Source organism: Catellatospora coxensis, from assembly GCF_016862635.1.
GTDB classification, from domain to species: Bacteria; Actinomycetota; Actinomycetes; order Mycobacteriales; family Micromonosporaceae; genus Catellatospora; species Catellatospora coxensis.
In genome coordinates, this window is the sequence record NZ_BONI01000035.1 from 16,681 (window position 1) to 41,678 (window position 24,998).

21 protein-coding genes and 2 tRNA genes are annotated in these 24,998 nt (G+C 71.1%); 11 read left to right on the top strand and 12 right to left on the bottom strand.

Translation table 11 applies throughout. From position 1 onward, the window contains the following. Positions 1 to 93 precede the first annotated feature (93 nt). The 3 genes from Cco03nite_RS20835 to Cco03nite_RS20845 all read left to right on the top strand — a co-directional run bounded on the left by Cco03nite_RS20835 (position 94) and on the right by Cco03nite_RS20845 (position 4,858). Positions 94 to 1,071 (top strand): LysR family transcriptional regulator, encoded by a 978-nt coding sequence (locus Cco03nite_RS20835; protein ID WP_203693836.1) that lies wholly within the window; start codon positions 94 to 96, stop codon positions 1,069 to 1,071. 52 nt (positions 1,072 to 1,123) lie between these two features. Then, positions 1,124 to 2,611: a S1 family peptidase gene (locus Cco03nite_RS20840; protein ID WP_203693837.1), complete on the top strand. Its 1,488-nt coding sequence runs from the start codon at positions 1,124 to 1,126 to the stop codon at positions 2,609 to 2,611. Between the two features lie 165 nt (positions 2,612 to 2,776). Continuing rightward, entirely contained in the window at positions 2,777 to 4,858 is a 2,082-nt protein-coding gene (locus tag Cco03nite_RS20845) for an acyltransferase family protein (protein WP_203693838.1), read from the top strand. Positions 4,859 to 4,917: 59 nt separating this feature from the next. On the opposite strand, the gene Cco03nite_RS20850 is transcribed toward Cco03nite_RS20845, so the two are convergent. Further along, a tRNA-Met gene (locus Cco03nite_RS20850) sits at positions 4,918 to 4,994 on the bottom strand. Positions 4,995 to 5,135: 141 nt separating this feature from the next. Here Cco03nite_RS20850 and Cco03nite_RS20855 point away from each other — a divergent pair. Beyond that, entirely contained in the window at positions 5,136 to 6,620 is a 1,485-nt protein-coding gene (locus Cco03nite_RS20855) for a cellulose binding domain-containing protein (protein ID WP_203693839.1), read from the top strand. Positions 6,621 to 6,630: 10 nt separating this feature from the next. Here the strand turns inward: Cco03nite_RS20855 and Cco03nite_RS20860 are convergent, their stop codons facing one another. The 4 genes from Cco03nite_RS20860 to Cco03nite_RS20875 all read right to left on the bottom strand — a co-directional run bounded on the left by Cco03nite_RS20860 (position 6,631) and on the right by Cco03nite_RS20875 (position 11,446). Beyond that, a complete protein-coding gene (locus Cco03nite_RS20860; protein ID WP_203693891.1) occupies positions 6,631 to 7,026 on the bottom strand; it encodes a helix-turn-helix transcriptional regulator in 396 nt (131 codons plus the stop codon). A 106-nt stretch (positions 7,027 to 7,132) separates the two neighbouring features. Then, positions 7,133 to 7,206 (bottom strand) — tRNA-Met (locus Cco03nite_RS20865). Between the two features lie 100 nt (positions 7,207 to 7,306). Continuing rightward, positions 7,307 to 10,198 carry a UPF0182 family membrane protein gene (locus tag Cco03nite_RS20870; RefSeq protein ID WP_203693840.1) on the bottom strand — a complete coding sequence of 964 codons (2,892 nt, stop codon included), beginning with the start codon at positions 10,196 to 10,198 and terminating at the stop codon, positions 7,307 to 7,309. Between the two features lie 174 nt (positions 10,199 to 10,372). After that, positions 10,373 to 11,446 carry a YlbL family protein gene (locus tag Cco03nite_RS20875; RefSeq protein ID WP_203693841.1) on the bottom strand — a complete coding sequence of 358 codons (1,074 nt, stop codon included), beginning with the start codon at positions 11,444 to 11,446 and terminating at the stop codon, positions 10,373 to 10,375. A gap of 108 nt (positions 11,447 to 11,554) precedes the next feature. On the opposite strand from Cco03nite_RS20875, the gene Cco03nite_RS20880 reads away from it, so the two are divergent. After that, the gene (locus Cco03nite_RS20880; RefSeq protein WP_203693842.1) at positions 11,555 to 12,826 is read left to right on the top strand and encodes a zinc-dependent metalloprotease; all 1,272 of its coding nucleotides are present in this window, start codon (positions 11,555 to 11,557) and stop codon (positions 12,824 to 12,826) included. Positions 12,827 to 13,036: 210 nt separating this feature from the next. On the opposite strand, the gene Cco03nite_RS20885 is transcribed toward Cco03nite_RS20880, so the two are convergent. Continuing rightward, positions 13,037 to 13,564 (bottom strand): M48 metallopeptidase family protein, encoded by a 528-nt coding sequence (locus tag Cco03nite_RS20885; RefSeq protein ID WP_203693843.1) that lies wholly within the window; start codon positions 13,562 to 13,564, stop codon positions 13,037 to 13,039. A 362-nt stretch (positions 13,565 to 13,926) separates the two neighbouring features. Between Cco03nite_RS20885 and Cco03nite_RS20890 the strand changes: the two genes are divergently transcribed. The 3 genes from Cco03nite_RS20890 (at position 13,927) to Cco03nite_RS20900 (ending at position 16,753) form a co-directional block, all read left to right on the top strand. Next, positions 13,927 to 14,082, top strand: coding sequence for a DUF5679 domain-containing protein (locus Cco03nite_RS20890; protein ID WP_166381884.1), 156 nt, complete (start codon positions 13,927 to 13,929; stop codon positions 14,080 to 14,082). A 191-nt stretch (positions 14,083 to 14,273) separates the two neighbouring features. Then, the gene (locus tag Cco03nite_RS20895; protein WP_239167522.1) at positions 14,274 to 15,353 is read left to right on the top strand and encodes a hypothetical protein; all 1,080 of its coding nucleotides are present in this window, start codon (positions 14,274 to 14,276) and stop codon (positions 15,351 to 15,353) included. A gap of 65 nt (positions 15,354 to 15,418) precedes the next feature. Continuing rightward, positions 15,419 to 16,753: an ABC1 kinase family protein gene (locus tag Cco03nite_RS20900; RefSeq protein WP_203693845.1), complete on the top strand. Its 1,335-nt coding sequence runs from the start codon at positions 15,419 to 15,421 to the stop codon at positions 16,751 to 16,753. A gap of 288 nt (positions 16,754 to 17,041) precedes the next feature. Here Cco03nite_RS20900 and Cco03nite_RS20905 read toward each other — a convergent pair whose 3' ends face one another. The 3 genes from Cco03nite_RS20905 to Cco03nite_RS20915 all read right to left on the bottom strand — a co-directional run bounded on the left by Cco03nite_RS20905 (position 17,042) and on the right by Cco03nite_RS20915 (position 20,200). After that, positions 17,042 to 17,401, bottom strand: coding sequence for a WhiB family transcriptional regulator (locus Cco03nite_RS20905; protein ID WP_203693846.1), 360 nt, complete (start codon positions 17,399 to 17,401; stop codon positions 17,042 to 17,044). Positions 17,402 to 17,522: 121 nt separating this feature from the next. After that, positions 17,523 to 17,894: a hypothetical protein gene (locus Cco03nite_RS20910; protein WP_203693847.1), complete on the bottom strand. Its 372-nt coding sequence runs from the start codon at positions 17,892 to 17,894 to the stop codon at positions 17,523 to 17,525. A 128-nt stretch (positions 17,895 to 18,022) separates the two neighbouring features. Further along, positions 18,023 to 20,200, bottom strand: coding sequence for an ATP-dependent DNA helicase UvrD2 (locus tag Cco03nite_RS20915; RefSeq protein WP_203693848.1), 2,178 nt, complete (start codon positions 20,198 to 20,200; stop codon positions 18,023 to 18,025). A gap of 83 nt (positions 20,201 to 20,283) precedes the next feature. Between Cco03nite_RS20915 and Cco03nite_RS20920 the strand changes: the two genes are divergently transcribed. Continuing rightward, the gene (locus Cco03nite_RS20920) at positions 20,284 to 20,544 is read left to right on the top strand and encodes a mycoredoxin (RefSeq protein WP_203693849.1); all 261 of its coding nucleotides are present in this window, start codon (positions 20,284 to 20,286) and stop codon (positions 20,542 to 20,544) included. 131 nt (positions 20,545 to 20,675) lie between these two features. On the opposite strand, the gene Cco03nite_RS20925 is transcribed toward Cco03nite_RS20920, so the two are convergent. Further along, positions 20,676 to 20,924, bottom strand: a complete 249-nt coding sequence (locus Cco03nite_RS20925) for a hypothetical protein (RefSeq protein ID WP_203693850.1) — start codon at positions 20,922 to 20,924, stop codon at positions 20,676 to 20,678. A 177-nt stretch (positions 20,925 to 21,101) separates the two neighbouring features. Further along, entirely contained in the window at positions 21,102 to 22,034 is a 933-nt protein-coding gene (locus tag Cco03nite_RS20930) for a helix-turn-helix domain-containing protein (protein ID WP_203693851.1), read from the bottom strand. 252 nt (positions 22,035 to 22,286) lie between these two features. Between Cco03nite_RS20930 and Cco03nite_RS20935 the strand changes: the two genes are divergently transcribed. Together Cco03nite_RS20935 and Cco03nite_RS20940 are read left to right on the top strand one after the other, a co-directional pair. Further along, complete coding sequence (locus tag Cco03nite_RS20935) at positions 22,287 to 22,859, top strand: winged helix-turn-helix domain-containing protein (protein ID WP_203693852.1); 573 nt, start codon at positions 22,287 to 22,289, stop codon at positions 22,857 to 22,859. A gap of 31 nt (positions 22,860 to 22,890) precedes the next feature. After that, positions 22,891 to 24,147, top strand: a complete 1,257-nt coding sequence (locus Cco03nite_RS20940; RefSeq protein WP_203693853.1) for an MFS transporter — start codon at positions 22,891 to 22,893, stop codon at positions 24,145 to 24,147. Here the strand turns inward: Cco03nite_RS20940 and nudC are convergent. Then, positions 24,070 to 24,972, bottom strand: coding sequence for an NAD(+) diphosphatase (gene nudC / locus Cco03nite_RS20945; RefSeq protein ID WP_203693854.1), 903 nt, complete (start codon positions 24,970 to 24,972; stop codon positions 24,070 to 24,072). The genes Cco03nite_RS20940 and nudC overlap by 78 nt on opposite strands. Positions 24,973 to 24,998: the final 26 nt, after the last annotated feature.

Consider the following 24,998-nt stretch of genomic DNA (forward strand, 5'->3'; position numbering starts at 1 on the left):
GGGCAAGCGCATGCCTGGCAAGTGACAGCCATCTATCGCACGTCTACACTGCGTGGATCTCTCGCCGGTTGCACCTTCCACACTGGAGCGGCCATGAATCTGGAGATCCGCCACCTCCGCGTGGTCTGCGCGATCGCGGACACCGGCAGCGTGACCAAGGCGGCCTCGCTGCTCGGGCTGGCCCAGCCCGCGGTCACCGCGCAGTTGCAGCGCATCGAGCGGGCACTGGGCGGCCCGCTGTTCGAGCGCGGCCGCCACGGGGCCACCCCCACGGCGCTGGGCGAGCTGGTGCTCGCCCGGGCCCGGGTGGTGCTGCCCGCGATGAAAGGGCTGCAGGACGACGCGGCGCAGCTCACCGGCGTCCGGACCCGGCCGAACCAGTGGCGTATCGGCGCGGTCAACGGCCCGATCCTGGGCGGGCTGATGTCCCGGCTGGCCGCGGAGAAGGACGGCGTGGAGGTGCTCACCCACCCGTCGCACTGGGCCGATCAGCTCTGCGACCTGGCCGTCGCCGGCAAGCTCGACTTCTGCATCGTCGGCGTCTGCGGCGACACCGTGCCGGGCAGCCCGGACGACGGGCTGACCTGGCGGGAGATCGCGATCGACGCCGTCTTCGTGATGCTGCCGGAGAACCACGCGCTGGCCCACCGGTGGGAGATCGACCTGGCCGAGCTGGCCGACGCGCAGTGGGCCAGCATGCCGGGTGACGGCTGCTTCGGCGACTGCTTCGCCGCCGCGTGCGCGCGGGCCGGGTTCACCCCGCGCACCATGTACGAGATGGACATCGGCAACGCCGTGGACGCGGTGCTGTCGGGGCACGCGGTCGGGCTGTGCAAGGCGACCTTCCGCCGGGTGGACGGCATCGCCACGGTGCCCATCGCGGGCGGGCCGCTGCGCTGGCGGCACCTGCTCGGCTGGCACCCGCGCAGCCAGGCCGCCGGATACGCCGACGTGATGCTCGCCCACGCCGCGGCGGCGTACGCGGAGTCGGCCGCCCGCAATCCGCACTACCTGGAGTGGGGCAAGGCCAACCCGCAGTTCGGCCCGCGGGTTTCCATCGCACCGCGGTAGGACGTAAGCGATATCTACCACCACCTATATATATGCGTCTAGTTTTCCCTGCATGAACCGCAGACTCCTCTTCGCTTCGGCGGCGGCGACCCTCACCCTGGGCATCACCGTCGCGCTGACGTATCCGGCCGCGGCGGGACAAAGCCCCGACGCCGCGACCGACGCCGCCACCGCGGCGGGCATCTCGCCCCAGGTCTTCCAGGCCCTCGCCCGTGACCTCAAGCTCGACCCGGCCGGCGTGCAGGCCCGGCTCGCCAACGAGACCAAGGCCGGCAAGGCCGACCTGGCGCTGCGCAAGTCGCTCGGCGGGGCCTACGGCGGCGGCTGGCTGTCGGCCGACGCGAAGACGTTCACCGTCGGCGTCACCAGCGAGGCCCAGGCCGCGAAGGTACGCGCCACCGGGGCGACCCCGCAGCTCGTCGCCCGCAGCCTCACCCAGCTGGACGCGGTCAAGGCCCAGCTCGACGCGGTCGCGACCAAGGCCCCCAAGACGGTCCCCGGCTGGTACGTCGACGTGACCACCAACCAGGTCGTGGTGCTCGCCAAGTCGGGCGCCGACGCGGCCGCCTTCGTCAAGCAGAGCGGGGTCGACGCCACCGCGGTGCGCGTCGAGGCGAGCGCCGAGACCCCGGTGCCCTACATCGACGTCATCGGCGGCAACGCGTACTACATCGGCAGCGGCAGCCGATGCTCGGTCGGCTTCTCGGTCAACGGCGGCTTCATCACCGCCGGCCACTGCGGCAGCACCGGGGCGACCACGACGCAGCCGAGCGGCACCTTCGCCGGGTCCAGCTTCCCCGGCAACGACTACGCCTGGGTCCGGGTCAACTCCGGCAACACCCCGCGCGGCCTGGTCAACAACTACGCGGGCGGCACCGTGACGGTGTCCGGCTCGACCGAGGCCGCCGTCGGCGCGTCGGTCTGCCGGTCCGGCTCGACCACCGGCTGGCACTGCGGCACGATCCAGGCCCGCAACTCCTCGGTCACCTACCCGCAGGGCACCGTCAACGGCCTGATCCGCACGAACGTCTGCGCGGAGCCGGGCGACTCCGGCGGCTCGCTCATCGCGGGCAGCCAGGCGCAGGGCGTCACCTCCGGCGGCTCCGGCAACTGCTCGTCGGGCGGCACGACCTACTTCCAGCCGGTCAACGAGATCCTGTCGGCGTACAGCCTGACGCTGGTGACCGGCAGCGGCCCGCCGCCGTCGTCCCCGCCGCCCGGCGGCAGCGGCTGCACCGGCTACGAGTTCAGCCGCAGCGGCTCGCTGTCCAGCGGCGGCAGCGCCTACCAGCCGGACAACAGCTACTACCAGTCCACCAGCTCGGGCACCCACCGCGGCTGCGTGGCGGGCCCGGCGGGCACGGACTTCGACCTCTACCTGCAGAAGTGGAACGGCTCGGCGTGGGCGAACGTGGCCCAGGGCGCGACCCCGTCGAACGCGGAGACGCTGACCTACTCGGGCACCGCCGGCTACTACCGGTACCGGGTGCACGCGTACAGCGGCTCGGGCTCGTACGCGATGGGCTTCACCAACCCGTGACGGCCGGCTGACCCGCAGACTCCGGAGCCCGGTTCCTGGCCAGGAACCGGGCTCCGGCCTGTTCTGGCGGGGCCGCTGGGGCGAGGCTGCCGCCCAGCTCACGGCGGATTCCCGAGACCCCGATTGTGTTAGCGTGCATTCCTCATCTTGGGGATGGACGACCGCATGCAACTCATGGCGCACCCGACGCCGGCTGCCCCGACGACGGTGCAGCCGGTGCCGACCGACCGAGGGTTCCGGCCCGACATTCAGGGCCTCCGGGCGATAGCGGTCATGGTGGTGGTGCTCTACCACCTGTGGCCGACGCACCTGACCGGCGGTTACGTGGGCGTCGACGTGTTCTTCGTGATCTCCGGCTTCCTCATCACCGGACATCTGTGGCGCGAGATCGAGACGCGCGGCACCATCCGGCTGGGCTCCTTCTACGCCCGGCGCGCGCTGCGGCTGCTGCCCGCGGCGGGGCTGGTGCTGGTGGCCACGGCGGTGGCGAGCTACCTGCTGCTGCCCGACGACCGCTGGACCGACACGTTCAAGCAGCTGGTGGCGAGTGCGGCCTATGTCCAGAACTGGGTGCTCGCCGGCAACTCCGTCGACTACCTGCTGCAGAACGCGCCGGACAGCCCGGTGCAGCACTTCTGGTCGCTGTCGGTGGAGGAGCAGTTCTACGCGTTCTGGCCGCTGCTCATCCTCGTCACCATGCGGCTGGTCAACCGGAAGCGCGCCGTCGTCGTGGTGCTCTCGGCGCTGCTGCTCGTCTCGCTCGCCTACTCGGTCTACCAGACCGGGGCCGACCCGAAGCAGGCCTACTTCATCACGCCGACCCGGGTGTGGGAGTTCGCCGCCGGTGCCCTGTGCGCCCTGGTGACCGTCAAGCCCCGGGTCGTCTGGGGCTGGCTGGGCCTGGCCGCCGTGCTCGCCTCGGCCGTGCTCTACACCAAGGCCACGCCGTTCCCCGGCTACGCCGCGCTGCTGCCGGTCCTCGGCACCGCCGCGATCATCCTGGCGCGCCCCGAGGGCAGGGGTTCGGCGGGCCGGTGGCTGTCGTTGCGGCCGGCCACCGCGATCGGCGACATCTCCTACGCCGTCTACCTGTGGCACTGGCCGCTGCTCCTGCTGATGCCACTCGCCCTGGACGCCCCGCCGGCTCTGCCCGGCAAGGTCGCGGTCCTGGCCGCCACCCTGATCCTGGCCTGGTTCAGCACCCACTGGTTCGAGACCCCGCTGCGCGCGAACCGGCTGCTCAAGGCGCGCCGCTGGCCGTCGCTGGCGATCGCCGTGTCCCTGGTCGCCGCCATGCTCGGCGCTTCGGCCTACGCGAACAAGGAGCTCGACGGCCGCGCCGCCGAGGCCGCCGCCAGCTTCACCAGCCGGCTCGACGAGGCGAGCAGCTGCATCGGCGCGGGCGTGTTCACCGGCGCCGACTGCGCCCCACCCTTCGGCCCGGGTCCGCGGATGTCGGCGACGCTGGCCGTCAAGGACCAGTCCAATCCGGAGTACACCGCCTGCGACCCGTCGCTCGACACCCGCAACGTCCTGGAATGCTCCTTCGGCCCGAAGGACGCGGCCTACCGGGTGGCCGTGGTCGGCGACTCGCACGCCACCCAGTGGCTGGGCACGCTGCGCAGGCTGGCCGACGAGAACCGGCTGCGGGTGAAGACCTACTTCAAGATGTCGTGCCCGTTCGCCGAGGCGATCCGGGTCCTGCCGCGCGAGGCGAAGGAGCGCCAGGACAACTGCACGGCGTGGCAGGAGGAGGTCACCACCCGCATCGTCGACGATCCGGAGATCGACTACGTGCTGGTCACCGCATACTCCGCGGCCTACCGGTTCGAGGCGTTGCCGGGTCGGCCGGCGCTCGCCGATCAGAACGAAGCTTTCATCGGCAAGTGGCAGCGGCTGCTGGCGGCCGGCAAGCGCGTCGTCGTGCTGCGCGACACCCCGAGCATGCTCGGCAAGTCCGTTCCGTCCTGCGTCGAGAAGGAGCAGGCCAACCTGCGCCGCTGCGCGGTGGCTCGGGACAAGGCGCTGAAGCCCGACCCGATCTCGGCCGCGGCGGCGGCCCTCGGCGACCCCCGGGTCACCGTCATGGATCTCAGTGACGGGCTGTGCGATGCGCAATGGTGCTACGGCTTCGCGGGCGATGTGGTCGTCTATCGCGACAGCAACCACCTGACCTGGCAGTACGCCCAGACGCTCGCTCCTGCGTTCTGGCAGGCCTTCGTGAAGGCCGCAGGACCGCTCACGTAGGGACCAAGACCGAGGGCCCTCATCCTGGAACGGATGAGGGCCCTCGGTCTTCGTGCTGTTGGTAGCGGGGACAGGATTTGAACCTGCGACCTCTGGGTTATGAGCCCAGCGAGCTACCGAGCTGCTCCACCCCGCGTCGGCTGCTACAGACTATGTCACCGTTGTCGACCGTGTCTAATCGAATATCCGCCCGCACTCATGGACGCCGTCCCCTTGGCAGGACGGCCCGCCCGGTGTTCGATGACTGGCAACAAACCTTCCAGAAAGGAGCCGGTCGATGCGAACCCTCCGCGCGGTCGCCGTCACGGCGGCCGTCGCCCTGCTGGGCGCGGCGGTCCCCTACCTGACCAGCACCGCGGCCCACGCCGCCGCCCCGGTGCTGCGCGTCACGGTCACCCAGGTCAGCGTCTGGGCCACCGGGTACGGGGCCGACGTGACGATCACCAACACCGGCGACGCCCCCGCCACCGGCTGGACCGTCGCGTTCGACCTGCCCACGGGCACCACGGTCAGCTCGTCGTGGAGTTCGGTGCGCGCCCAGAGCGGGCAGCGTTACAGCTTCACCAACGTGAGCTGGAACGGCACCGTCAACCCGGGCGCCTCGCAGACCTTCGGCTTCAACGCCGCCGGGATCGGCACTCCGGCCGGCTGCACCGTGAACGGCGCGTCCTGCACGGGCGGCCCCGGCCCGTCCCCGTCCGCGTCACCGTCGGCGAGCGCCTCCCCGTCGCCGTCCCCGTCCGCATCGCCGTCCGGCCCACCGCCGTCGTCCCCGCCCCCGCCCGGCGGCCCGGTCGTCGACGTGGCCACCGCCGCGCAGCTGAGCAGCGCCTTGAGCAGCGCGCTCCCGGGCACCACCATCCGGCTCGCGGCGGGCACCTACCGCGGGGCGTTCGCCACCACCCGGCCGGGCACCGCCGACGCGCGCATCACGCTGACCGGGCCGCGTACCGCGATTCTGATCAACGACGGGCCGAGCGGCACCGCGCCGTCCTGCCCCGCGCCCACCGCGGGCTGGGACTCCGGGTACGGCCTGTGGCTGTTCGGCGCACCGTACTGGAACCTCACCGGGTTCACCGTGGCCGAGTCGAAGAAGGGCATCGTGCTGGACGACTCCCGCCACGTGACGATCAGCGGCGTGTACGTGCACCACATCGAGGACGAGGGTGTGCACTTCCGCCGCTCGTCGGCCGACGGGATCATCCGCGACTCCGTCATCGAGTACACCGGCCTGGTCCAGCCCGGCTACGGCGAGGGCGTCTACCTCGGCTCGGCCGGATCCAACTGGGCCTGCCACGGCAACTCCGGCGGCGTCGACCGCTCCGACCGGGTCCAGGTGCTGAGCAACCGCATCGGCCCGTACGTCGCCGCGGAGCACATCGACATCAAGGAGGGCACCTTCGACGGTGTGATCCGCGGCAACACGTTCGACGGGCGCGGCATCTCCGGGCAGAACTCGGCCGACTCCTGGATCGACGCCAAGGGCATCGGCTACGTCATCGAGAACAACACCGGCACGTTCGCCGCGCCGGGCACGTTCGTCAACGGCTACGAGACGCACAACCCGGCGACCACCCCGTCCTTCCAGAACGGGTGCGGCAACGTGTGGCGCGCCAACAGCTCGAACCTGGGCGGCGTCGGCCAGTACGCGATCCGGATCACCTCGACCTCGAAGTGCGCCGGCAACCTCAACGTGGTGTACGCCTCCAACACGGTCGCCAACGCCACCGCGGGCCTGACCAACATCGCGGTCACGCCCTGACCGAGCGGGCTCAGGCCCCGGCCGGTCGCGCCGGGGCCCGGGTCGGCCGGGCCGACTCGCCGTTCCTGACCTGCCGCATGAACATCTTGGCCACGCACCCCGGCAGGGCGGCGCTCCAGGAGTGGTCACGGGACCGGTAGGAGCTCGGGCTCTCGCCGACCACCTCGGTGAACCGGGTGCTGAACGAGCCCAGCGAGGTGAACCCGACGGCCAGGCAGACCTCGGTGACGCTCAGGTCGCCCCGGCGCAGCAGGGCCTGGGCGCGCTCGATCCGGCGGCTCATCAGGTAGCTGTAGGGCGTCTCGCCGAAGGCGGCCCGGAAGCTCCGCGAGAAGTGACCGGGCGACATCAGCGCAGTCCGCGCCAGCGCGGCCACGTCCAGCGGCTGCGCGTATTCGCGGTCCATCCGGTCACGGGCCTGCCGCAGCCGGACCAGGTCGTCCCTCGTCACTCTGGTCACCTTACCCACATGCAGAAGGACCCGGCTCCAACGGAGCCGGGTCCTTCGTTCGTAGCGGGGACAGGATTTGAACCTGCGACCTCTGGGTTATGAGCCCAGCGAGCTACCGAGCTGCTCCACCCCGCGTCGGTCTCTAAACCATAGCCGGTTGATCGCACCGCCCGCAAATCGACACGGGGTGAGCGCCGTCTCAGCGCTCACCCCGTGTCGTCTCAGCCTGCTGCGGTCAGCCGGTGGTGGCCGGCGAGGGTGAGGGCGCCGGGGCGGAGGGCGAGGCAGCCGGGGGCGGCGTGGTGCCGCTCGCCTGCTCGAACTCCTTCATCGCCGCCTCCAGCGCGGCCAGCGCCTTGCCGTACGCCTCGAAGTTGCCGGACTGCTGGGCGGCCCGCACATCGTCGATGGCCTTGTTGACCTTCTCGGCGGCGGCGGCCAGTGTCGGCGAACCCGTCGTCGGCGGCGGCTGGTTGCCGGGCGTGGTCACCGGTGGTGTGCCGGTGGTCGTGCCGACCAGCTGCTTGATGCCGTCGGTGAGGGTGTCCGCGAAGGCCACCTTGTCGCCGTAGCTGACCAGCACCTTCTTCATCAGCGGGTACGCCTTCTCGCCGCTGGAGCGCAGGTAGATCGGCTCGACGTAGAGCATGCCGCCGCCGTACGGCAGGGACAGCAGGTTGCCCTTGACGACGTTGTTGCTCCAGATGTTGAGCTGACTTCGGGCCGTCTCGAAGTTCTCCATCAACTGCTGCGCCTGGCCCGGTCCGGGAATCCGGCCGTCCTTGCTCAGCTCCAGCACCTGCAGCGCCGGTTTGCCGTCGACGTACGACCCGGAGATCAGCGCGGCCAGGTTCTGCCGTTCCCGCGGGGTCACCGCGGCGGTGAGCTGGAAGCGCGGCTCGGTCTGCCCGGGCAGCTGGGTCAGCAGGTAGTACGGCGGCTGCTTGGCCGAGCCCGCGTTGGCCGGGTCGTTGGGCACGGCCCAGAAGTCGGGCGCGTTGAAGAAGTCGTTGGCGTTGTTCACGTGGAACCGGGTGAGCAGGTCGCGCTGCACCTTGAACATGTCCGCCGGGTAGCGGAAGTGCGACGCCAGCTCCGCCGGGATCTCGGCCTTCGGCGTGATCAGCTTGCCGCCGAAGGCGTTGTTCCACGTCTTGAGGATCGGGTCCTTGTCGTCGAACTCGTAGAGCTTGACGGTGCCGTCGTAGGCGTCGACGGTGGCCTTCACCGAGTTGCGGATGTAGTTGATGTCCTGCCGGGCGAGCCGGAACGTGCCGTCGCCGGTCAGCGAGTCACTGGTCGCGTCCTGCAGGTCGATGCGCTGCGCGTACGGGTAGTTCGCGCTGGTCGTGTAGCCGTCGATGATCCACACGATGCGCCCGCCGACCGCGGCCGGGTACGGGTCGCCGTCCAGCGTCAGGAACGGGGCGACCTTCTGCACCCGGGTGCGCGGGTCGCGCTCGTAGAGAATCTTCGAGTTGTCGTTGACCGCGTCGGCCAGCAGGAAGTTCGACTCGGCGTACTTGATCGAGTAGAGCAGCCGCCGCCAGGTCGAGCCCAGGTCGACGCCGCCGGAGCCGGTGTAGGTGTAGCGGGCGTCGGTGGCGTCGCCGGTGGGCCGGTCGTACTCGGCGCTGGTGCCGCCGTCGGGCTTGCCGACGATGGCGTACTCGCCCATGCGCTCGCCGTAGTAGATGCGCGGCTGGTCGACCGGCAGCTTGTCGGTGGACGACGAGCAGCCCTGGTCGGCGCCCTGCGCCTGGCCGGTGAAGAAGCCGGAGACGAAATACGGCTGGCCGGCGCAGACCGTGGTGTTGGCCGGTGCCGCCACCAGGCCGTAGCCGTGGGTGTAGACCGTGTGCTTGTTGATCCAGTTGCTCTGCGCGGTGGTCAGCTTGCTGTACTCGATCTCGCGCACGCCGACCACGTAGTCGGCGGTCTTGCCGTCGATGGTGTAGCGGTCGATGTCGAGCTTGTCGCCGAACTGGTAGAAGCTGCGCACCTGCGACAGCTGCGTGTAGGTCTCGGCGACCACCGCCGGGTCGAGCAGGCGGATGCTCGGCACGATCGTCTTGTCCTGCGCCAGCGCGGCCGGCGGCACGACCGTGTCCGAGGCGTACGGCGTGTTCGTCGCCGTGTCGAGGCCGTACGCGGCGCGCGTGGCCTGAATCGTCCGGTCGATGTACGGCGCTTCCTTGACGTTGCGGCTCGGGTCCACCTGGAACGTCTGCACGCCCCACGGGTAGATGCCGCCGATGGCGACCGCGGAAATGGCCAGCAGGCCCAGCGCGACGCCCGGCCACACCAGGTTGCGCATGACCGCGTTCGAGAAGATCAGGATGGCGATGACGACGATCACCGAGATGTAGGTGAGCATCTCCTTGGCCGGCAGCAGCGCCTGGATGTCGGTGTAACCCGCGCCGGTCAGGTCGGTGCCGGAGATGGTGTCCAGCAGCAGCGCCCGGCGGTCCAGCACGTACGCGATCGCCTTGAGGCTGACGAACAGCGCGACCAGGCCGGTCAGGTGGGCCCGCGCCCCGGTGGTCATCCGGTCCCCCGCGCCCGACAGCCGCACCCCGCCGTACAGGTAGTGCACGCCGAGCGCGCCGATCAGCGCCAGCACCGTCACGGTGAAGCCGGTGTTCAGCAGGTACTGCCAGAACGGCAGCTTGAACACGTAGAACCCGATGTCGATGTTGAACTGCGGGTCGGTCTGCCCGAACGGCTGGGCGTTCTCGAACAGCAGCCACTGCTGCCAGTGCCCCTGCGCGGCCAGCCCGGCGAAGAACGCGACCGCACCCGCGGCCAGCGCGAACCAGCGCATCAGGTGCGGGCCGAGCAGGTACCGGTAGCGCTCCAGCGCCTGCTGCTCGACCCCGGTCGGCGGCAGGAACGGGCGCAGCTTGTACGCCAGGTACAGGTTGCCGAAGAGGAAGGCCCAGATGATCAGGCCGAACACCGCGAACAGGCCTATCCGCGTGCCGAGCTGGCCGGTGAAGACCTGGGTCGCGCCCAGTTCGTCGAACCAGAGCCATTCGGTCCAGGCTTCGACCACCCAGCCAAGGACGGCGAAGAAGACAAGAAGGCCGGTCAGCACGATGAGCCAGGCTCGTCCGCGACGGCTCATGTGCGGCAGTTGACTTGATCGGGTCACCACGGTGGAAGCCTACGTTGCCGTGCAAGAGCGCGGCACTGATGGCAGGCCTTACGGAACCGTGGTGAGTCGTCTGACGTGCTGTTTCACGCGGGCCTGCGCCGCAGCGGGGCCCGCGTTTCTCAGCTTATTGCCAGGAATCGTCTATCAGCAGGTGGGCGGCGTGCCGCCGGAGCGCACCGTCGCCAGGGCGGCCAGCGCGTCGTCCAGCGTGGCCACCTTGGCCAGCGGCAGGCCGGGCAGCGCGTTCGCCTTGGCCTCCTCGCAGTTCGCCGCGGGGGTGAGGAAGACCTTGGCGCCGGCCGCCTTCGCCCCGTACAGCTTCTGCGGGATGCCGCCGATCGGCCCGACGTTGCCCTCGTCGTCGATGGTGCCGGTGCCCGCGATGACCTTGCCGCCGGTGAGGTCGTCCGGCGTCAGCTTGTCGATGATGCCGAGCGCGAACATCAGCCCGGCGCTCGGGCCGGCGATGTCGTCGAGCTTGATGTTCAGCGTGAACGGGTGCGGCTGGTCGGTCTTGACCTCGATGCCGACCCGCGGCGTGTCGTCCTCGGCCGAGGCCGGCTTGGTGGTCACCTCGACCGTGGTCGGGGCCTTGTCGCGGGTGACGCCGAGCTTGAGGGTGGAACCGGCGGGCTTGGCCTGGATCAGCTCCAGCAGCTTGCCGTTGGAGGTGACCGCGGTGCCGTCGACCGTGTCGATGACGTCGCCCGGCTTCAGCCTGCCGTCCGACGCCCCGCCCGCGACGACCTTCTCCACCGAGATGCGCACCGGATAGCCCAGCTCGCGCAGCGCCGCGGTCTCCGCGCTGGACTGCGAGTTCTTGAAGTCCTCCTGGCCCCGCTGGTCGATCTCCTCGCGGGTGGCCTCCGGCGGGTAGAGCAGCTCGTACGGCACGACCGCCTCCTCGTCGGACCACCAGCCCCGGATCACCGAGACCAGGTCGGTGGACGACTGCACGTTGACGGTGACCAGCCGCAGCTGCCCGTCGGACTTCGAGACGGCGGGACCGCCGGTGATCGAGATGACCTCGTGGCAGCCCTCGCCGGCGCCGGGCGCGCCGGGCGTGCACAGCTCGCCCTTGTCGTCGACGGCGGTCAGCGTGTCCACGGTCGGGCCGGCGCTCTCCACGACGTACGGCACCCGCACCTGCCCGATGGCGATCAGCAGCAGCACGGCCAGGACCGCGCCCAGCACCACAGTCAACCCGCGACGTCTCATGGCGGCCAGCCTATCCGGGCGTCCCTCGCGTGCGCCGGACCCTGACTTGTCCCCGATCACGGGGAGGGTATGAGTCACTTCGGCTCAACTTCGCGTACGGTGGAGAGCGTGCCTGACACCCCGTTCGGGTTCGCCCTTCCTGGCGGCCAACCACCAGACCCCAACGACCCGCAGCAGATGCAGCAGTTCCTCGCCGGGCTGCAGCAGCTGATGGCGATGAGCTCCAGCGGCGGCGGCCCCGTCAACTGGGACCTCGCCCGGCAGGTCGCCACCACCTCGCTCAACAGCGAGGGTGACCCGGCGGTCACCGCGGCCGACCGGGCCGCGGTCGACGAGGCTCTGCGCCTGGCCGACCTGTGGCTCGACCCGGCGACCGCGCTGCCCAGCGGCGTGGTCACCACCGCCGCGTGGAACCGCAACGAGTGGATCTTCAACACGCTGGACGTCTGGCGCAAGCTGGCCGACCCCGTCGCCGACCGCATGGTCAACGCCATGGGCGACCTGGTCCCGCCGGAGGCCCGCGCCCAGCTCGGCCCGATGGCCGCGATGATCAGCAGCCTCGGCGGCGCGCTGTTCGGCGGCCAGTTCGGCACCGCGCTGGCCAAGCTCGCCGTCGAGGTGCTCTCGGCCGGCGACATCGGCCTGCCGCTCGGTCCCAGCGGCACCGCCGCCCTCGTGCCCGCCAACATCCGGGCGTACGGCGACGGCCTCGACATCGACGCCGGCGAGCTGCGCCTGTTCGTGGCCCTGCGGGAGACCGCCCACCAGCGGCTCTTCGGCCACGTGCCGTGGCTGCGCGGGCACGTGCTCAGCGCCGTCGAGGCGTACGCCAACGGCATCCGGGTCGACCGGGAGGCCATCGAGGAGGCGCTCGGCCGGGTCAACCCCGCCGACCCGGAGTCGATGGCCGAGCTGCAGCTCGAAGGCATCTTCACGCCCGACGACAGCCCGCAGCAGCAGGCCGCCCTGCGCCGCCTGGAGACCGTGCTCGCCCTGGTCGAAGGCTGGGTGACGCACGTGGTCGAGCAGTCCGCGGGCAGCCGACTGCCCAACGTCGTACGCCTCTCCGAGACGTTCCGCCGCCGCCGCGCGGCCGGTGGCCCGGCGGAGCAGACGTTCGCCGCGCTCGTCGGCCTGGAGCTGCGGCCCCGCCGACTGCGCGAGGCGGCGGCGCTGTGGGCGGCGCTCACCGAGCACCGCGGCGTGTCCGGCCGCGACGCGCTGTGGGAGCACCCCGACCTGCTGCCCGACGACGAGGACTTCGCCGACCCGGCCGCCTACGCGGCCGCCGCCGACACCACGGTCCTCGACCTCAGCGCCCTCGACGACCTCCCCAGCCACGACGAGGGCAACCCCGAGAACGGCCCCAAGCAGGACTGACCCGCACCCAGGATCTGACCCGCACCCAGGATCGCCCCGCGCCCAGCCCACCGCACCCCGCTTTTCCATCGACGTTGGCCTATCACATCGAAAATCCGTGTCCCGGAGTCGACGTGATAGGCCAACGTCGATGACGGGGCGGCTCGCCGCCGCGAGCCGCGTGACGCAATGGCGTGACGCGACGGTGTCGCGGGACGGGGTGTGCGGTGGTTATTCGGCGCGGGCGTGTTCGGCGGCGGCGATGCCCTCGAGGTAGCCGCGGGCGCGCTCCGTGCGCGGGTAACGGCCGACCAGCGCCCAGAACCGGGCGTTGTGGCTCGGCACGATCAGGTGCACCAGCTCGTGGAGCAGCACGTAGTCCCCGACCCAGCCGGGCATCTCGCGTACCCGCTCCGACAGCCGGATGGTGCGGTCGGCGGGCGTGCAGGACCCCCAGCGGCCGTTCTGGTTCCCGACCCAGCGCACGGTCGCGGGCACCGCGACGGCGCCGAACTCGGGCAGGTAGCGGCAGGCGAGCTGGCGGGCCCGGGTCTCCAGGTCGGCGTCGCTGCGCTGGCTGCGCTGATCGCGGGCGGCGAGCCGGGCGAGCATCTTGCTCACCCATTCGCTCTCCTCGGCTCGGGAGAACTGGCTGGGGATGAGCACCACGACCCGCTCCCCCTCGCGGTAGGCGGACACCGTCCGCCGCCGGCGCTCACTGCGCCGGACCTCTACCACGGGTTTGCGTGCGGCGGCCATTAGCGACCGGCGCAGACCAGGGGGCACCCGGGGGCAACCAGGGGGGTGTTACTCACGGAAGGGACGCTAGCGGCCCGGTGCCAGGGGGGCGCAAGAGTCAATCTTGTGATCATCGCCAGATTTGCCAGGATAGGTCGCCTTCGCCAAGAAAATTCTTCTGGCCGTGACCCGCGCCACTGGCACGCATAAGGGACATTACTCAATGCACAGGCGTCTTTAAGAAAATGCCTCATTTTCTACAAGCGTGATGACTCCGGCGTGTCCCGCGTAACCTGACTACTCAGATCGATTCGGGCAGGCAGACTTCCACCGTCACAGCGCAAGCCGCCGGGACGAGTCACCGTGGATCATGAGGAGGAATCGTGGCCGAAGAGAAGTACAACGGCTACTGCGTGAAATGCAAGGAAAAGCGTGATTTCACCGGCAAGGTGGAGATCTCCAAGACTGGCATGCGGATGGCCAAGGGGCCCTGCCCCGTCTGCGGTACGACCGTGAACCGCATTCTCGGCAAAGCCTGAGGGACAACGCGAGACAGGAGCCCGCAGACACTGCGGGCTCCTGTCGCTTTTCCGACAATCTTCCCCAAGATCTGTGGATAACCCAGGTCAGTGCTGTGGAAAACCTCTTGATCACCGGGGACGGGCTGTGGATAACCACGGCTGTACCCCAGCGGGCGCTGGCACCCTCGACGGCTGTGAGCCCCTCCCCGATGTCTCGCCCGGCCCTGCTGCCGGGGCTGCGCCCGATGTGGCGCGACCGGCACACCGTCCAGCTCGGCACGGATCCCGAGCACGCCGTGGTGCTGGAGCTGCCGCACCGGTCGGCGGCCCGGCTGCTGGACCTGCTCGACGGCTCCCGCACGGAGCGCGCGCTGCTGGCCGAGATGGCCCGGCTGGGCATGCGCTCCGCGGACGTGCACGACGTGCTGGCGGCCCTGACCGAGCGTGGCCTGGTCCTGCCGGCCCACGCGCTGATGCCCGCGGCGCTGCCCGCCGAGCATCGCGCCCGGCTCGCCGACGAGGCCGCCGCGCTCGCCCTGCGCCGCGCGGAGAGCGCCGGCACGCCCGCCCGGGTGCTCCAGCGGCGCGGCCGGGCACGGGTGATCGTCGCCGGGTCGGGCCCCACCGCGCGCCTGATCGCCACCGCCCTGCTGGACGCGGGGGTGGGCAAGGTGGGCACGGTCGCCTCCCCCGGCGCGGCAGCGACGCTGCACGATCCGGCCGAGGCTGCCGCCGGGGACGATCCAGCGCGGCAGGCGGTCACCGGGGACGGCCTGGCCGGGCAGGCGGCCACCGGGGACGCGGCCGGACAGGCGGACCCGCGGGGCGGCTCGGCGCGCGGCGGCCGGGCGCACGCGGCCACCCTGCGGGCCACCGACGCCACGTTCCGCGTGCAGGTGGGGTATGCCGTGTCCACGCGTGGCACGCGCCGCAGGGTGCCGCACCTGGCGCTGACCGTACGCGACGGAGTGGCGGTGGTGGGGCCGCTCGTGCCCGCCTCCGGTGGCCCCTGCCTGCACTGCCTCGATCTGCACCGCACCGACCGCGACCCGTCCTGGCCGCGGCTGGCGGCCCAGCTCGCCCAGGCGCCGGGCGGGGCCGACCCGTGCTCGGCGGCGACCCGCCTCACGGCCGCCGGCTTCGCGGCCGCCGAGGTGCTCGCCCACCTGGACGGGGGTGCGCCGAGTACGGTCGGCACGACCGTGGAGATCAACGGCGGGCTGCCCTGGCGACGGCGCTCCTGGTCGCCCCACCCCGCCTGCGACTGCACCCGGCGGCGGCGTGGCTGACATCTCCACAAGCTCTTCACCGGCCGGAACCGGCCGAAATCCGCGTGGTCGGCAACAATGGCACGGTGACCGACATCCCGCGCCGGGCCGTCTCCCGGACCGCCAAGCTGGCTTCTCTCCCTCTCGGCTTCGCCGGGCGGACCGTGCTCGGCTTCGGCAAGCGGGTGACCGGCCTCGCCTCCGACGTGATCTCCGCGGAGATCCAGGAGCGTACGGCTGAGCAGCTGTTCAGCGTGCTGGGTCAGCTCAAGGGCGGCGCCATGAAGCTCGGCCAGGCGCTGAGCGTGTTCGAGGCGGCACTGCCCGACGCCCTGGCCGAGCCCTACCGCGACGCGCTGACCAAGCTCCAGGAGGCGGCCCCGCCGCTGCCCGCGGCCACCGTGCACAAGGTGCTGGCGGAGCAGCTGGGCAGCGACTGGCGGGCGCTGTTCCGCGAGTTCGACGACACGCCCGCGGCCGCGGCCAGCATCGGCCAGGTGCACCGGGCCGAGTGGAAGGTGCCGCGCAAGCGCACCGGCGTCCCGGTCGCCGTGAAGATCCAGTACCCGGGGGCGGGCGACGCGCTGATCGCGGACCTGGCGCAGCTGTCCCGGCTGGCCGGTCTGTTCAAGGTGATCCAGCCCGGTCTGGACGTCAAACCGCTGGTCACCGAGCTGCGCGCGCGGGTCGTCGAGGAGCTGGACTACGAACTGGAGGCGGCCAGCCAGCGCGCCTTCGCGGCGGCGTACGCGGGGGACGAGGAGATCCTGGTGCCGCAGGTGCTGGCCGCCGCGCCGCGGGTGCTGGTCACCGAGTGGGTCGAGGGCATCCCATTGTCGAAGATCATCGGCAGTGGCACGGTGGCCCAGCGCGATCGGGCCGGTGCGCTCATGGCCACCCTGCACTTCTCCGCCCCCGAGCGGGCCGGGCTGCTGCACGCCGACCCGCACCCGGGCAACTACCGGCTGCTGCCCGACGACCGGCTCGCCGTCATCGACTTCGGCGCGGTCGCGCGCCTGCCCCAGGGCCTGCCCGAGCCGGTGGGCCGGATCACCCGGCTCGCCCTGGCCGGGCGCGCCGACGAGGTGCTCAAGGGGCTGCAGGGCGAGGGTTTCGTACGTGCCAACGCCGACATCGACGCGCAGGCGGTGCTGGACTACGTGCGGCCGATGCTGGAGCCGCTGGCCGCCGAGGAGTTCCGCTTCACCCGGGCCTGGCTGCGCGAGGAGGCGGCCCGGCTGGCCAGCCCGCGCAGCCCGGCATACCAGCTGGGACGGCAGCTGAACCTGCCGCCGTCGTACCTGATGATCCACCGGGTGACGCTGGGCTCGATCGGTGTGCTGTGCCAGCTGGAGGCCAAGGCGCCGTACCGCGCCATCCTGGAGCGCTGGCTCCCCGGGTTCGCCGAACCGACCGACTGAGCTGTGGAAGGCACGCGAAAGACGGATGCCCGCCGGCTTCGCCGGCGGGCATCCGTCTTGATCACTTATCGCTGCGACAGCTCACGTGCACGCCGGCGTGCGGCGATCGTGATCTGGCGGGCGGAACGGGAAGCCTCAGAGGGGATGTTCTGAGGCTCAAGCATTCGGGCCCGACTCATGACTTCGTGGATCATATAGATGTCGCTGATTCCGTTTCTCATTGCTTCTCTCCGTTGCGCTGGTAGTGACTTAGCCGGCAGGCGGCTGGATTGGGTGTTGCGGAGTTGCTCAGGCTGCGAGACGGACGGACTCGCGAGCGGTGACCGCGGCGACACGCGCCTCGGTCTCGGCCACCAGGGCCGCCTCGCGAGCGAGGTCGTCCTTACGCGGACGGCCACGCGGACGCTTGCGCGCCACGACCGCACCACGCTCGAAGATCTCGCCGCCCCAGACGCCCCAGGGCTCCTCGCGCTCCAGCGCCCCGGAGAGGCACTCGGCCTTGAGCGGGCACTCGCCGCAAAGCGACTTCGCCAGCTCAAGCTCCGCAGGAGCGTCGGAGAACCAGAGGTCCGGGTCGAACTTCCGGCAGGGCAGCTCCGCACCCAGCTCGACGGTGAAGTCGAGAACTGGGGCCAACGCCAGACTCATCTTCCGGTCACCTTCCTTTCATCTCGATCTCGTGGATCGCTTTCCATGGGGGTGGAAATAACTAAGGCCGCGGATCCCGGTGTACGGGTTCCGCGGCCTCGAGGTGAGCCGGTGGTCTGGTTTAGACCTTTGGTTTACCTCGAGGTGGGAGCCCGCTGAATCCATCGAGCTTCATGCCCGAGGACTCCTGGTTCCGGTAGGCCAGAGTGGTGCTGATGGTGCTGGTGGTGCTCTTCGGCTTGGCGGCGCCCACGGGGGCCACCTTGATCGGGTTCGGGTTCCAGGCCAGCTGTCGCAGGACCGGCAGCTGTGCCACCGGCAGGCCGGTGACGGTCGCCAGGCCCAGTGCGCCCACTGCGCCACGCGTGGCGTGGCCGGCGGGTGCCAGTTGCGAGGACGCAGCCAAGGCGATCGGAGCGACGGCAACCGACGTAGCGCAGGCAGCGGCGAGCGCCGGCACAACAGCGTTCGGGGTGATGAACGTGATCTCCATGGGACTCGCCTCCTCTACTTGCCCTAGTCGTTGCAGTACGTGAATCACCACCCAGGAGCAGCACGGATGCGCGCTCTTGGAGGTGTGACCGAAGGCTATGCCTCCCGGGCGGGAAGGCGCAAACGGTTTTACGGCTCTGTTGCCAAATCTTTTTGAAGATCTTCTGAAGTCGGTTGTTCAGGCAGCAAATCCGCCACCGAAGCGCCCTTCAACAGCGCGAGAACTGCCTCGCCGTAGAGCTCCAACTTGCGCGGGCCGATGCCGGCGATCTCCACGAGGCCCGCTCTGTCGGATGGCTGACGCTCGGCCAGCGCGGTCAGGGTGGCGTCGGTGAAGACGACGTACGCGGGGATCTTCGCCGCCGCGGCGACCCGGGCCCGCCAGTCGCCCAGCCGCTCGAACAGCTCCTCGTCCAGCGAGGAGGGGCAGCCCGCGCACCGGCCCAGCTTGCGCTCCGGCCCGGCGAGCAGCGTCGCCCCGCACACCCGGCAGCTCACGATCACGGTCTTGCGCGGCACCCGGGGCGCACCCGGCCCGGGGCGCTCGGCCCGCGGCGCGGCGGCCTGCCCACCGAACGGAGCAAGTCCCGGCACCCCATGCAGGAACCGGCAGGGACGCCGAGCCCGGCCACCGGAGGATCGCGCCTCGCCGTAGCTGAGCCACAGCATCCGCCGCGCCCGGGTGACGCCGACGTACAGCAGCCGGCGCTCCTCCTCCAGCGCCTCGGCGCTGCGGGCGTACGCGGTGGGCATGGTGCCCTCGACGAGCCCGACCAGGAACACCGCGTCCCATTCCAGGCCCTTGGCGGAGTGCAGGCTGGCCAGCGTCACCCCGGCGACGGTCGGGGCGTGCTGCGCCTGGGCGCGCCGGCCCAGCTCGGCGGTGAACCCGGCGAGCCCCTCGTCGGCGCCGGGCGCGGGGCGGAACTCGGCGGCCAGGCGTACCAGCGCGGCCAGCGCCTCCCAGCGCTCCCGGGCAGCCCCGCCGGACGGCGGCCGCTCAGGCTGCCAGCCCAGGCCGACCAGCACCGCGCTGACCGTGCCGACCAGATCGTCGCCGCCGTCGGCACGGGAGGCCGACCGCAGCGCCACCATCGCCTGGCGGATCTCGGCCCGCTCGAAGAAGCGCTCCCCGCCGCGCAGCACGTACGGCACCCCGGCGTCGGCGAGCGCCTCCTCGTAGGTCTCCGACTGGGCGTTGGCGCGGAACAGCACCGCGATCTCCGACGCGGGAGTGCCCGCCGCGATCAGGTCGGCGCAGCGGCGGGCCACCGCGACCGCCTCGTTGTGCTCGTCGGCGAAGACCCGGGCATCCGGCTCGGGCCCGGCCGGGCGTTGGCCGACCAGGTCCAGCCGCAGCCGGGCCTCGCTGCCCTTGGCCTGCCGGATGACCGCGTTGGCCAGACCCACCACCTGCGGAGTGGAGCGGTAGTCGCGGACCAGCCGGACCACGGTCGCGTCGCGGTGCGTACGCGCGAAGTCCACCAGGTACGACGAGGTCGCGCCGGTGAACGAGTAGATGGTCTGCGCCGCGTCACCGACCACGGTCAGGTCCTTGCGGCCGCCCAGCCACGCCTCCAGCAGCCGCTGCTGCAGCGGGTTCACGTCCTGGTACTCGTCGACGACGAAGTGCCGGTACTGCGCGCGGACCTGCTCGGCGACGTCGGAGTGCTCCTCGATGCCCCAGCACATGGCGCGCAGCAGGTCCTCGAAATCGATCACGCCCTGCTGGCGCTTGACGTGCTCGTACGCCGTGAACACGGCGGCGACCTGGGCTGCTTCCAGCGGGGTCTCCCGGCCGGCCTTGGCCGCGGCGACCACGTACTCGCCGGGTTCCACCAGCGACGACTTCGACCACTCGATCTCGGCGGCGAGGTCGCGCGCGCCGGTGCGGTCGGCCCGCACCCCGGCCCGGGCCGCGGCGAGCACGATCAGCCGCGCCTTGCTCTCGACCAGCTCCGGCATCTCCCGGCCGCGCAGCAGCCGGGGCGCGAAGAAGCGCAGCTGGCGCAGGGCGGCGGCGTGGAACGTACGGGCCTGCACGCCGTGCGCGTCGAGCCCGGCCAGCCGTTCGCGCAGCTGCGCCGCGGCCCGCGCGGTGAAGGTGACGGCGAGCACGTGCTTCGGCTGGACCTGCCCGGTGACCACGCGGTGCGCGATCCGGTGGGTGATCGCCCGGGTCTTGCCGGTGCCCGCGCCGGCCAGGATGCACACCGGTCCGGGCGGCGCCGTGACCGCGGCCGCCTGCTCCTCGTCCAGCCCCGCGAGTACCTTCCGGGCCGTGTCGGGTGCAGCGTCTCTGGTCACAACAGGGAATCATCCCAGGTGTCGTTGATGTTGCCACCGCTAGAGTCCCCGGGAGCCCCCGCTCCCCCGACCCGAGGATCGCCATGCTGACCATGTACTCGACCACGTGGTGTGGTTACTGCCACCGGCTGCGCAGCCAGCTCGACCGTGAGGGCATCACCTACACGGTGATCGACATCGAGCAGGACCCCAACGCGGCGGACTTCGTGATGAGCGTGAACGGCGGCAACCAGACCGTGCCGACCCTGCGCTTCGCGGACGGCAGCGCCCTGACCAACCCCAGCGTCATCCAGGTCAAGGCCCACCTCGCCGCGATCGCCGAAAAGGCCGCCGACCCGGCCTGAGGCTCCGCACGACCCGTTCAAGATCGCCGTTTCAGGACACGAGCTGAGGTCTGACCTCAGCTTCCGACCTCAAACGGCGATCTTCGTGTGCGCCGCGGCCGCGGCGGCACCGGTCCGTGGGCGCGGGGAGGTCAGCTCGGCCAGCGGGGGGCGTCGAGGCGGACGACTTTGACGCGCTGGCGGCCGGAGCGGACGGCGCCGACCGAGGCGAGGGCGCGGGCGAGCTGGAGCGCGGCGTCGAGGCTGTCCGCCTCCGCCACCTGGCGGCGCTGCTCAGGGCTGGCTGTCTCGTCGCGCAGCGGCTGCTCATCGAGGAACGACGCGTTCACGTCCTCGGGCGCGAAGGGTCGTACCTCGGTGCGAACGATCAGGTACCGCATGCGCTGCTCCGTCACTGCCTGCCGGGCGGAGGTCGACTGTGGAGTCCATGAGTGGAAGTTCCACATTCGGCTGATGTCATGCTTGTGCATTTCCCCAGCTGGAATCAAGCAAGACGCGACGATCGTCGGGCAGCACCGCCCGAACGGGTGACGGAGCGTAGTTTTCTACCGAGGAGATCAGCTGATCCGGGCGCTTATCCACGCCCGCGACCGCGGCGGGTCCAGCGCCGCCTCACCGAGCCAGCCGAAGACGCGTGCATATCGCTCGACGCTGTTGCGGTCGGTGAGCACCAGCTCACGGGCGAGCGTCTCGACGGCCACCGTCTCCGGATCATCCGGGTCAGGAAAGTGATAGATAGAAAATCCCGTATATGGTATGAAGTGCTGGCCGATCATGGCCGCGCACGGCAGTACTCTGATCGTCACGTTGGGTAACTGCGCGAGGGTCGCCAGGTGGGCCAGCTGGCCGTCCCGCACCTCGTCCGGCGCGCCCCGGCCCAGCAGCGCCTGCTCGTCCAGGATCGCCTCGTAGCGCGGCGCGTCCGGGGTTCTGGTCAGGATCGTCTGCCGGGCCAGCCGCGCCGCCACCTCGGTGTCCGGCTCCTGCGGCGCGGGCAGCTCCGCCACCGGCCCCACCACCGGGTTCAGGCGCTGCGCGGGCACGCCGGCCACCACCGGCTCCCCCGACAGCGGGCGCGAGGACAGGATGCGGGCCCGCGCGTACTCCGGCGTCTGCAGCAGACCGGGGACGATCGACAGGGCGTACTCCCTGATGCGGGCGCTGCCCGCCTCCAGCTCGGCGTAACCGCGCTGGCGCTGGGTCATCACCGGGTAGGCCCGCAGCCAGCCCCGCGTGTTGCCGGCGTCGCGCGCGATCGCCACGAGCTGGTCCCGGTCCCGCCCGCGCACCTCGTAGAGGTCGAGCAGGTCCAGCACATCGGCGAGATCCGGCCGGCTGCGCCCGTTCTCCAGACGCGACAGTTTCGACTTGGCCGCCCAGCCCACCTGGTCGACGACCTGCTCACCGGTGAGACCGGCGGTCTCACGCAGGCGGCGCAGCTCCACGCCGAGGCGCTGGCGGCGGACGATCGGGCTGGATCCTCGCGGCAAGGGGACCTCCGTCGGCGAACCAGCCTCCAGGCTAAACCGCCCACCCACCCCCACCCCCGCACCAACACACCTTTCCCCACCTGGATCACCCCACCCTTTTCCGCGTTGATCATGAACTTATGGGCAGGTTCGACGGCGTGTTCTGGCCACAACTTCATGATCAACGCGATGACGAGCGCTGCGGGGCGGGGCGAGGAGCGGGCGGGAGCGCCATGGTTGACGAAAGGATCCTTTCGAAAGGATACTTTCGACGTGACCGAGAGATTGCCGATGCGGGAGATCACCGATCCCCGGATGCTGCGAGCGATGGCGCACCCGGTGCGGTTGCGGCTGATCAACGAGTTGGGGCTGCACGGGCCGGCTACGGCAACCGAGCTGGCCGAACGGGTCGGGGAGTCGGCGGCGAACTGCTCGTGGCATCTGCGGCAGCTGGCGAAGTTCGGGTTCATCGAGGAAGCCGAGGGCGGCGTCGGGCGCAACCGGCCGTGGCGCTGGGTGCCGATGGGCAACCGGTGGGGCGGACCGGACGATCCGCCGGAGATGATGCAGGCGGGTAGCGAGCTGAACGCCACGCTGCTTGCTCAGGAGCTGGCCAAGCGCAACCGCTGGGACGAGCAGCGCCAGACCGACGACTCCCCGTGGCGGCACGCCGCGTTCTCCGTCCAGAACGTCAGCTGGCTCACCGCCGACGAGCTGGCGGCGCTGGAGGACGAGCTGGTCGCGGTGCTGACGAAGTACAACCACCGGATCACCGATCCGGGCGGCAGGCCCGAAGGCTCCCGGCCCGTTCGCATGGTCGCCTGGGCCCACCCCGAACCCAGCTGATCCCCCACCCAGCACCCCGGAGGCACCTGCCATGCGCGCCGTACTGCGCCGACCCGACTTCCGCCTGCTCTTCGCGGGCCTGTTCTTCAGCATGACCGCCGAGTCGATGCTGGTGCTGGCGCTGGCCATCTGGGCCAAGGACCTCACCGGCTCCGACGGCATGGCGGGCGCGGCGATCCTGTGCGTGGTGCTGCCGGCGATGTTCGCGCCGCTGCTCGGCGTGGTGGTGGACCGGTTCCGCCGCCGCCCGTTCCTGATCGCGTCGCTGGTCGGTTCGGCGGCCATGCTGACGCCGCTGCTGGCGGTCGACGGCCGTGGCGACCTGTGGATCATCTTCGCCGTGGCGATCTGCTACGGCGTGTCGTACATCCTGGTCAGCGGCTCGCTCAACGGTCTCATCAAGGAGGTCATCCCGCCGGACCTGCTGGCCGAGGCGAACGGTGCGCTGCAGACGGTGCGCCAGGGACTGCGCCTGGTGGGGCCGCTGCTGGGGGCCGCGCTCTACGCCGCCACGAAAGGCTGGGGCCTGGCCGTGCTCGGCATGGCGGGTTTCCTCATCGCGGCCGGCGTCATCGCCGTGCTCCGGGTACGCGAGGACAAGCCCGAACGCACCGAGTCGCACTGGCTGACCGAGGTCGGTGCGGGCGTACGCCACCTGACCGGCAGCGTGCCGCTGCGGCGTGCCCTGATCGGCAACGTGATCTCGATCCTCGTCTTCGGATTCAGCGAGACCGTCTTCTTCGCCTTCGTCGACCAGGGTCTGCACCGGCCCCCGGCCTTCATCGGCGTGCTGATCAGCGTCCAGGGCATCGGCGGCCTGCTCGGCGGGCTGACCTCGGCCTGGCTGATCCGCCGGGTCGGCGAGCTGTCCGCCAACGCCATCGGCATCGCACTGTTCCTGCCGCTGCTGCTCACCAGCCTGACCCCGAACCTGGGACTGGCCTTCGCGACCTGCCTGATCTCCGGCTTCGGCCTGCCCTACCTGCTGGTCGGCCTGATGACGCTGATGCAGCGCACCACCCCCGCCGCGCTGATGGGCCGGGTCTCGGCGGCGATGGACGCGCTGATCAGCGCCCCGCAGACGCTCGCGATCGGATTCGGCGCGGTGCTCGTCGAGCTGGTCGACTTCCGGGTGCTGCTGGCCGTCATGAGCGCGGTGATGGCGGTGTCCGCGCTGTACCTGTGGGCCGGGCGCGGGCTGACCCCGCCGTCAGCCCCCGCGCAGCCAGGTCAGGACGAGCTGGTGGGCGATGGAAGACCGGTTCGGGAGCGTGAAGGAGTCGTCTGAGCCGTCCAGCACCCGGGCGATCCGCTCACGCGTGAACCACTGCGCGTCGATCAGCTCGTCCGGGTCGGTGCGCAGCGGCGCGGCCGCCGGGTCGGCGACCGCGACGAAACCCAGCATCAGCGAGCGGGGGTACGGGAACGCCTGGCTGCCGTGGTAGCGGATGTCGGCGACCCGGACACCCGCCTCCTCGTACACCTCGCGGGCGACCGCCTCCTCGGCGGTCTCCCCCGCCTCGACGAAACCGGCCAGCACCGAGTAGCGGCGCCGGGCCGCCCCGGCCCACACCACGTTCGCGCCGAGCAGGATGCGTCCCTGCGGGCCGGCCGCCCCGTCGTGCACCGCCATGATCACGGCCGGGTCGGTACGCGGGAAGTGCAGCTCCCCGTCGGCGTCCCGGCGCACCCAGCCGCCCTGCTCCACCGTGGTCGGCTTGCCGCTGCGCGGGGCGTACAGGTGGTCGCGGTGCCAGCGCACCAGCGCCAGCGCCTGGGTCAGCAGCGACGTGTCGCGGGGCGGCAGGTCCGCGCCGACCTCCCACAGGTGCTTCGGCTCGGCGCCGGGCACCTCGGGCAGCTCGCTGTTGACCGCGAAGTAGGCCGTGCCTCCCGCGTCGACGCCGAGGAACAGCGGCTCGGCGGCCGGACCGCCGGTGCCGACCTGGCCCGACGGGAGCAGCACCAGCCGGTCGTCGCGGATCAGCGCGCGACCGTCGTCTCCGATCAGGACCACCCGGCCCCGTGACCACGCGTCGGCCAGCCACTGCGGGTCGGCGCGCCGGAACGCGGCCCGGTCGAGGTCCGACCGGGCCGCAGGCGTCTCACTCATTCGTGCTGCTCGCTCGTTTCCGTTCC

What these genes read in the sequence shown, in the direction of transcription:
- Cco03nite_RS20835 (WP_203693836.1), top strand. Translation starts at nt 94, where the DNA reads ATGAATCTGGAGATCCGCCACCTCCGCGTGGTCTGCGCGATCGCGGAC.
- Cco03nite_RS20840 (WP_203693837.1), top strand. Translation starts at nt 1,124, where the DNA reads ATGAACCGCAGACTCCTCTTCGCTTCGGCGGCGGCGACCCTCACCCTG.
- Cco03nite_RS20845 (WP_203693838.1), top strand. Translation starts at nt 2,777, where the DNA reads ATGCAACTCATGGCGCACCCGACGCCGGCTGCCCCGACGACGGTGCAG.
- Cco03nite_RS20855 (WP_203693839.1), top strand. Translation starts at nt 5,136, where the DNA reads ATGCGAACCCTCCGCGCGGTCGCCGTCACGGCGGCCGTCGCCCTGCTG.
- Cco03nite_RS20860 (WP_203693891.1), bottom strand. Translation starts at nt 7,026, where the DNA reads ATGGACCGCGAATACGCGCAGCCGCTGGACGTGGCCGCGCTGGCGCGG.
- Cco03nite_RS20870 (WP_203693840.1), bottom strand. Translation starts at nt 10,198, where the DNA reads ATGAGCCGTCGCGGACGAGCCTGGCTCATCGTGCTGACCGGCCTTCTT.
- Cco03nite_RS20875 (WP_203693841.1), bottom strand. Translation starts at nt 11,446, where the DNA reads ATGAGACGTCGCGGGTTGACTGTGGTGCTGGGCGCGGTCCTGGCCGTG.
- Cco03nite_RS20885 (WP_203693843.1), bottom strand. Translation starts at nt 13,564, where the DNA reads ATGGCCGCCGCACGCAAACCCGTGGTAGAGGTCCGGCGCAGTGAGCGC.
- Cco03nite_RS20895 (WP_239167522.1), top strand. Translation starts at nt 14,274, where the DNA reads ATGTCTCGCCCGGCCCTGCTGCCGGGGCTGCGCCCGATGTGGCGCGAC.
- Cco03nite_RS20905 (WP_203693846.1), bottom strand. Translation starts at nt 17,401, where the DNA reads ATGAGTCTGGCGTTGGCCCCAGTTCTCGACTTCACCGTCGAGCTGGGT.
- Cco03nite_RS20910 (WP_203693847.1), bottom strand. Translation starts at nt 17,894, where the DNA reads ATGGAGATCACGTTCATCACCCCGAACGCTGTTGTGCCGGCGCTCGCC.
- Cco03nite_RS20920 (WP_203693849.1), top strand. Translation starts at nt 20,284, where the DNA reads ATGCTGACCATGTACTCGACCACGTGGTGTGGTTACTGCCACCGGCTG.
- Cco03nite_RS20925 (WP_203693850.1), bottom strand. Translation starts at nt 20,924, where the DNA reads ATGCGGTACCTGATCGTTCGCACCGAGGTACGACCCTTCGCGCCCGAG.
- Cco03nite_RS20940 (WP_203693853.1), top strand. Translation starts at nt 22,891, where the DNA reads ATGCGCGCCGTACTGCGCCGACCCGACTTCCGCCTGCTCTTCGCGGGC.
- nudC (WP_203693854.1), bottom strand. Translation starts at nt 24,972, where the DNA reads ATGAGTGAGACGCCTGCGGCCCGGTCGGACCTCGACCGGGCCGCGTTC.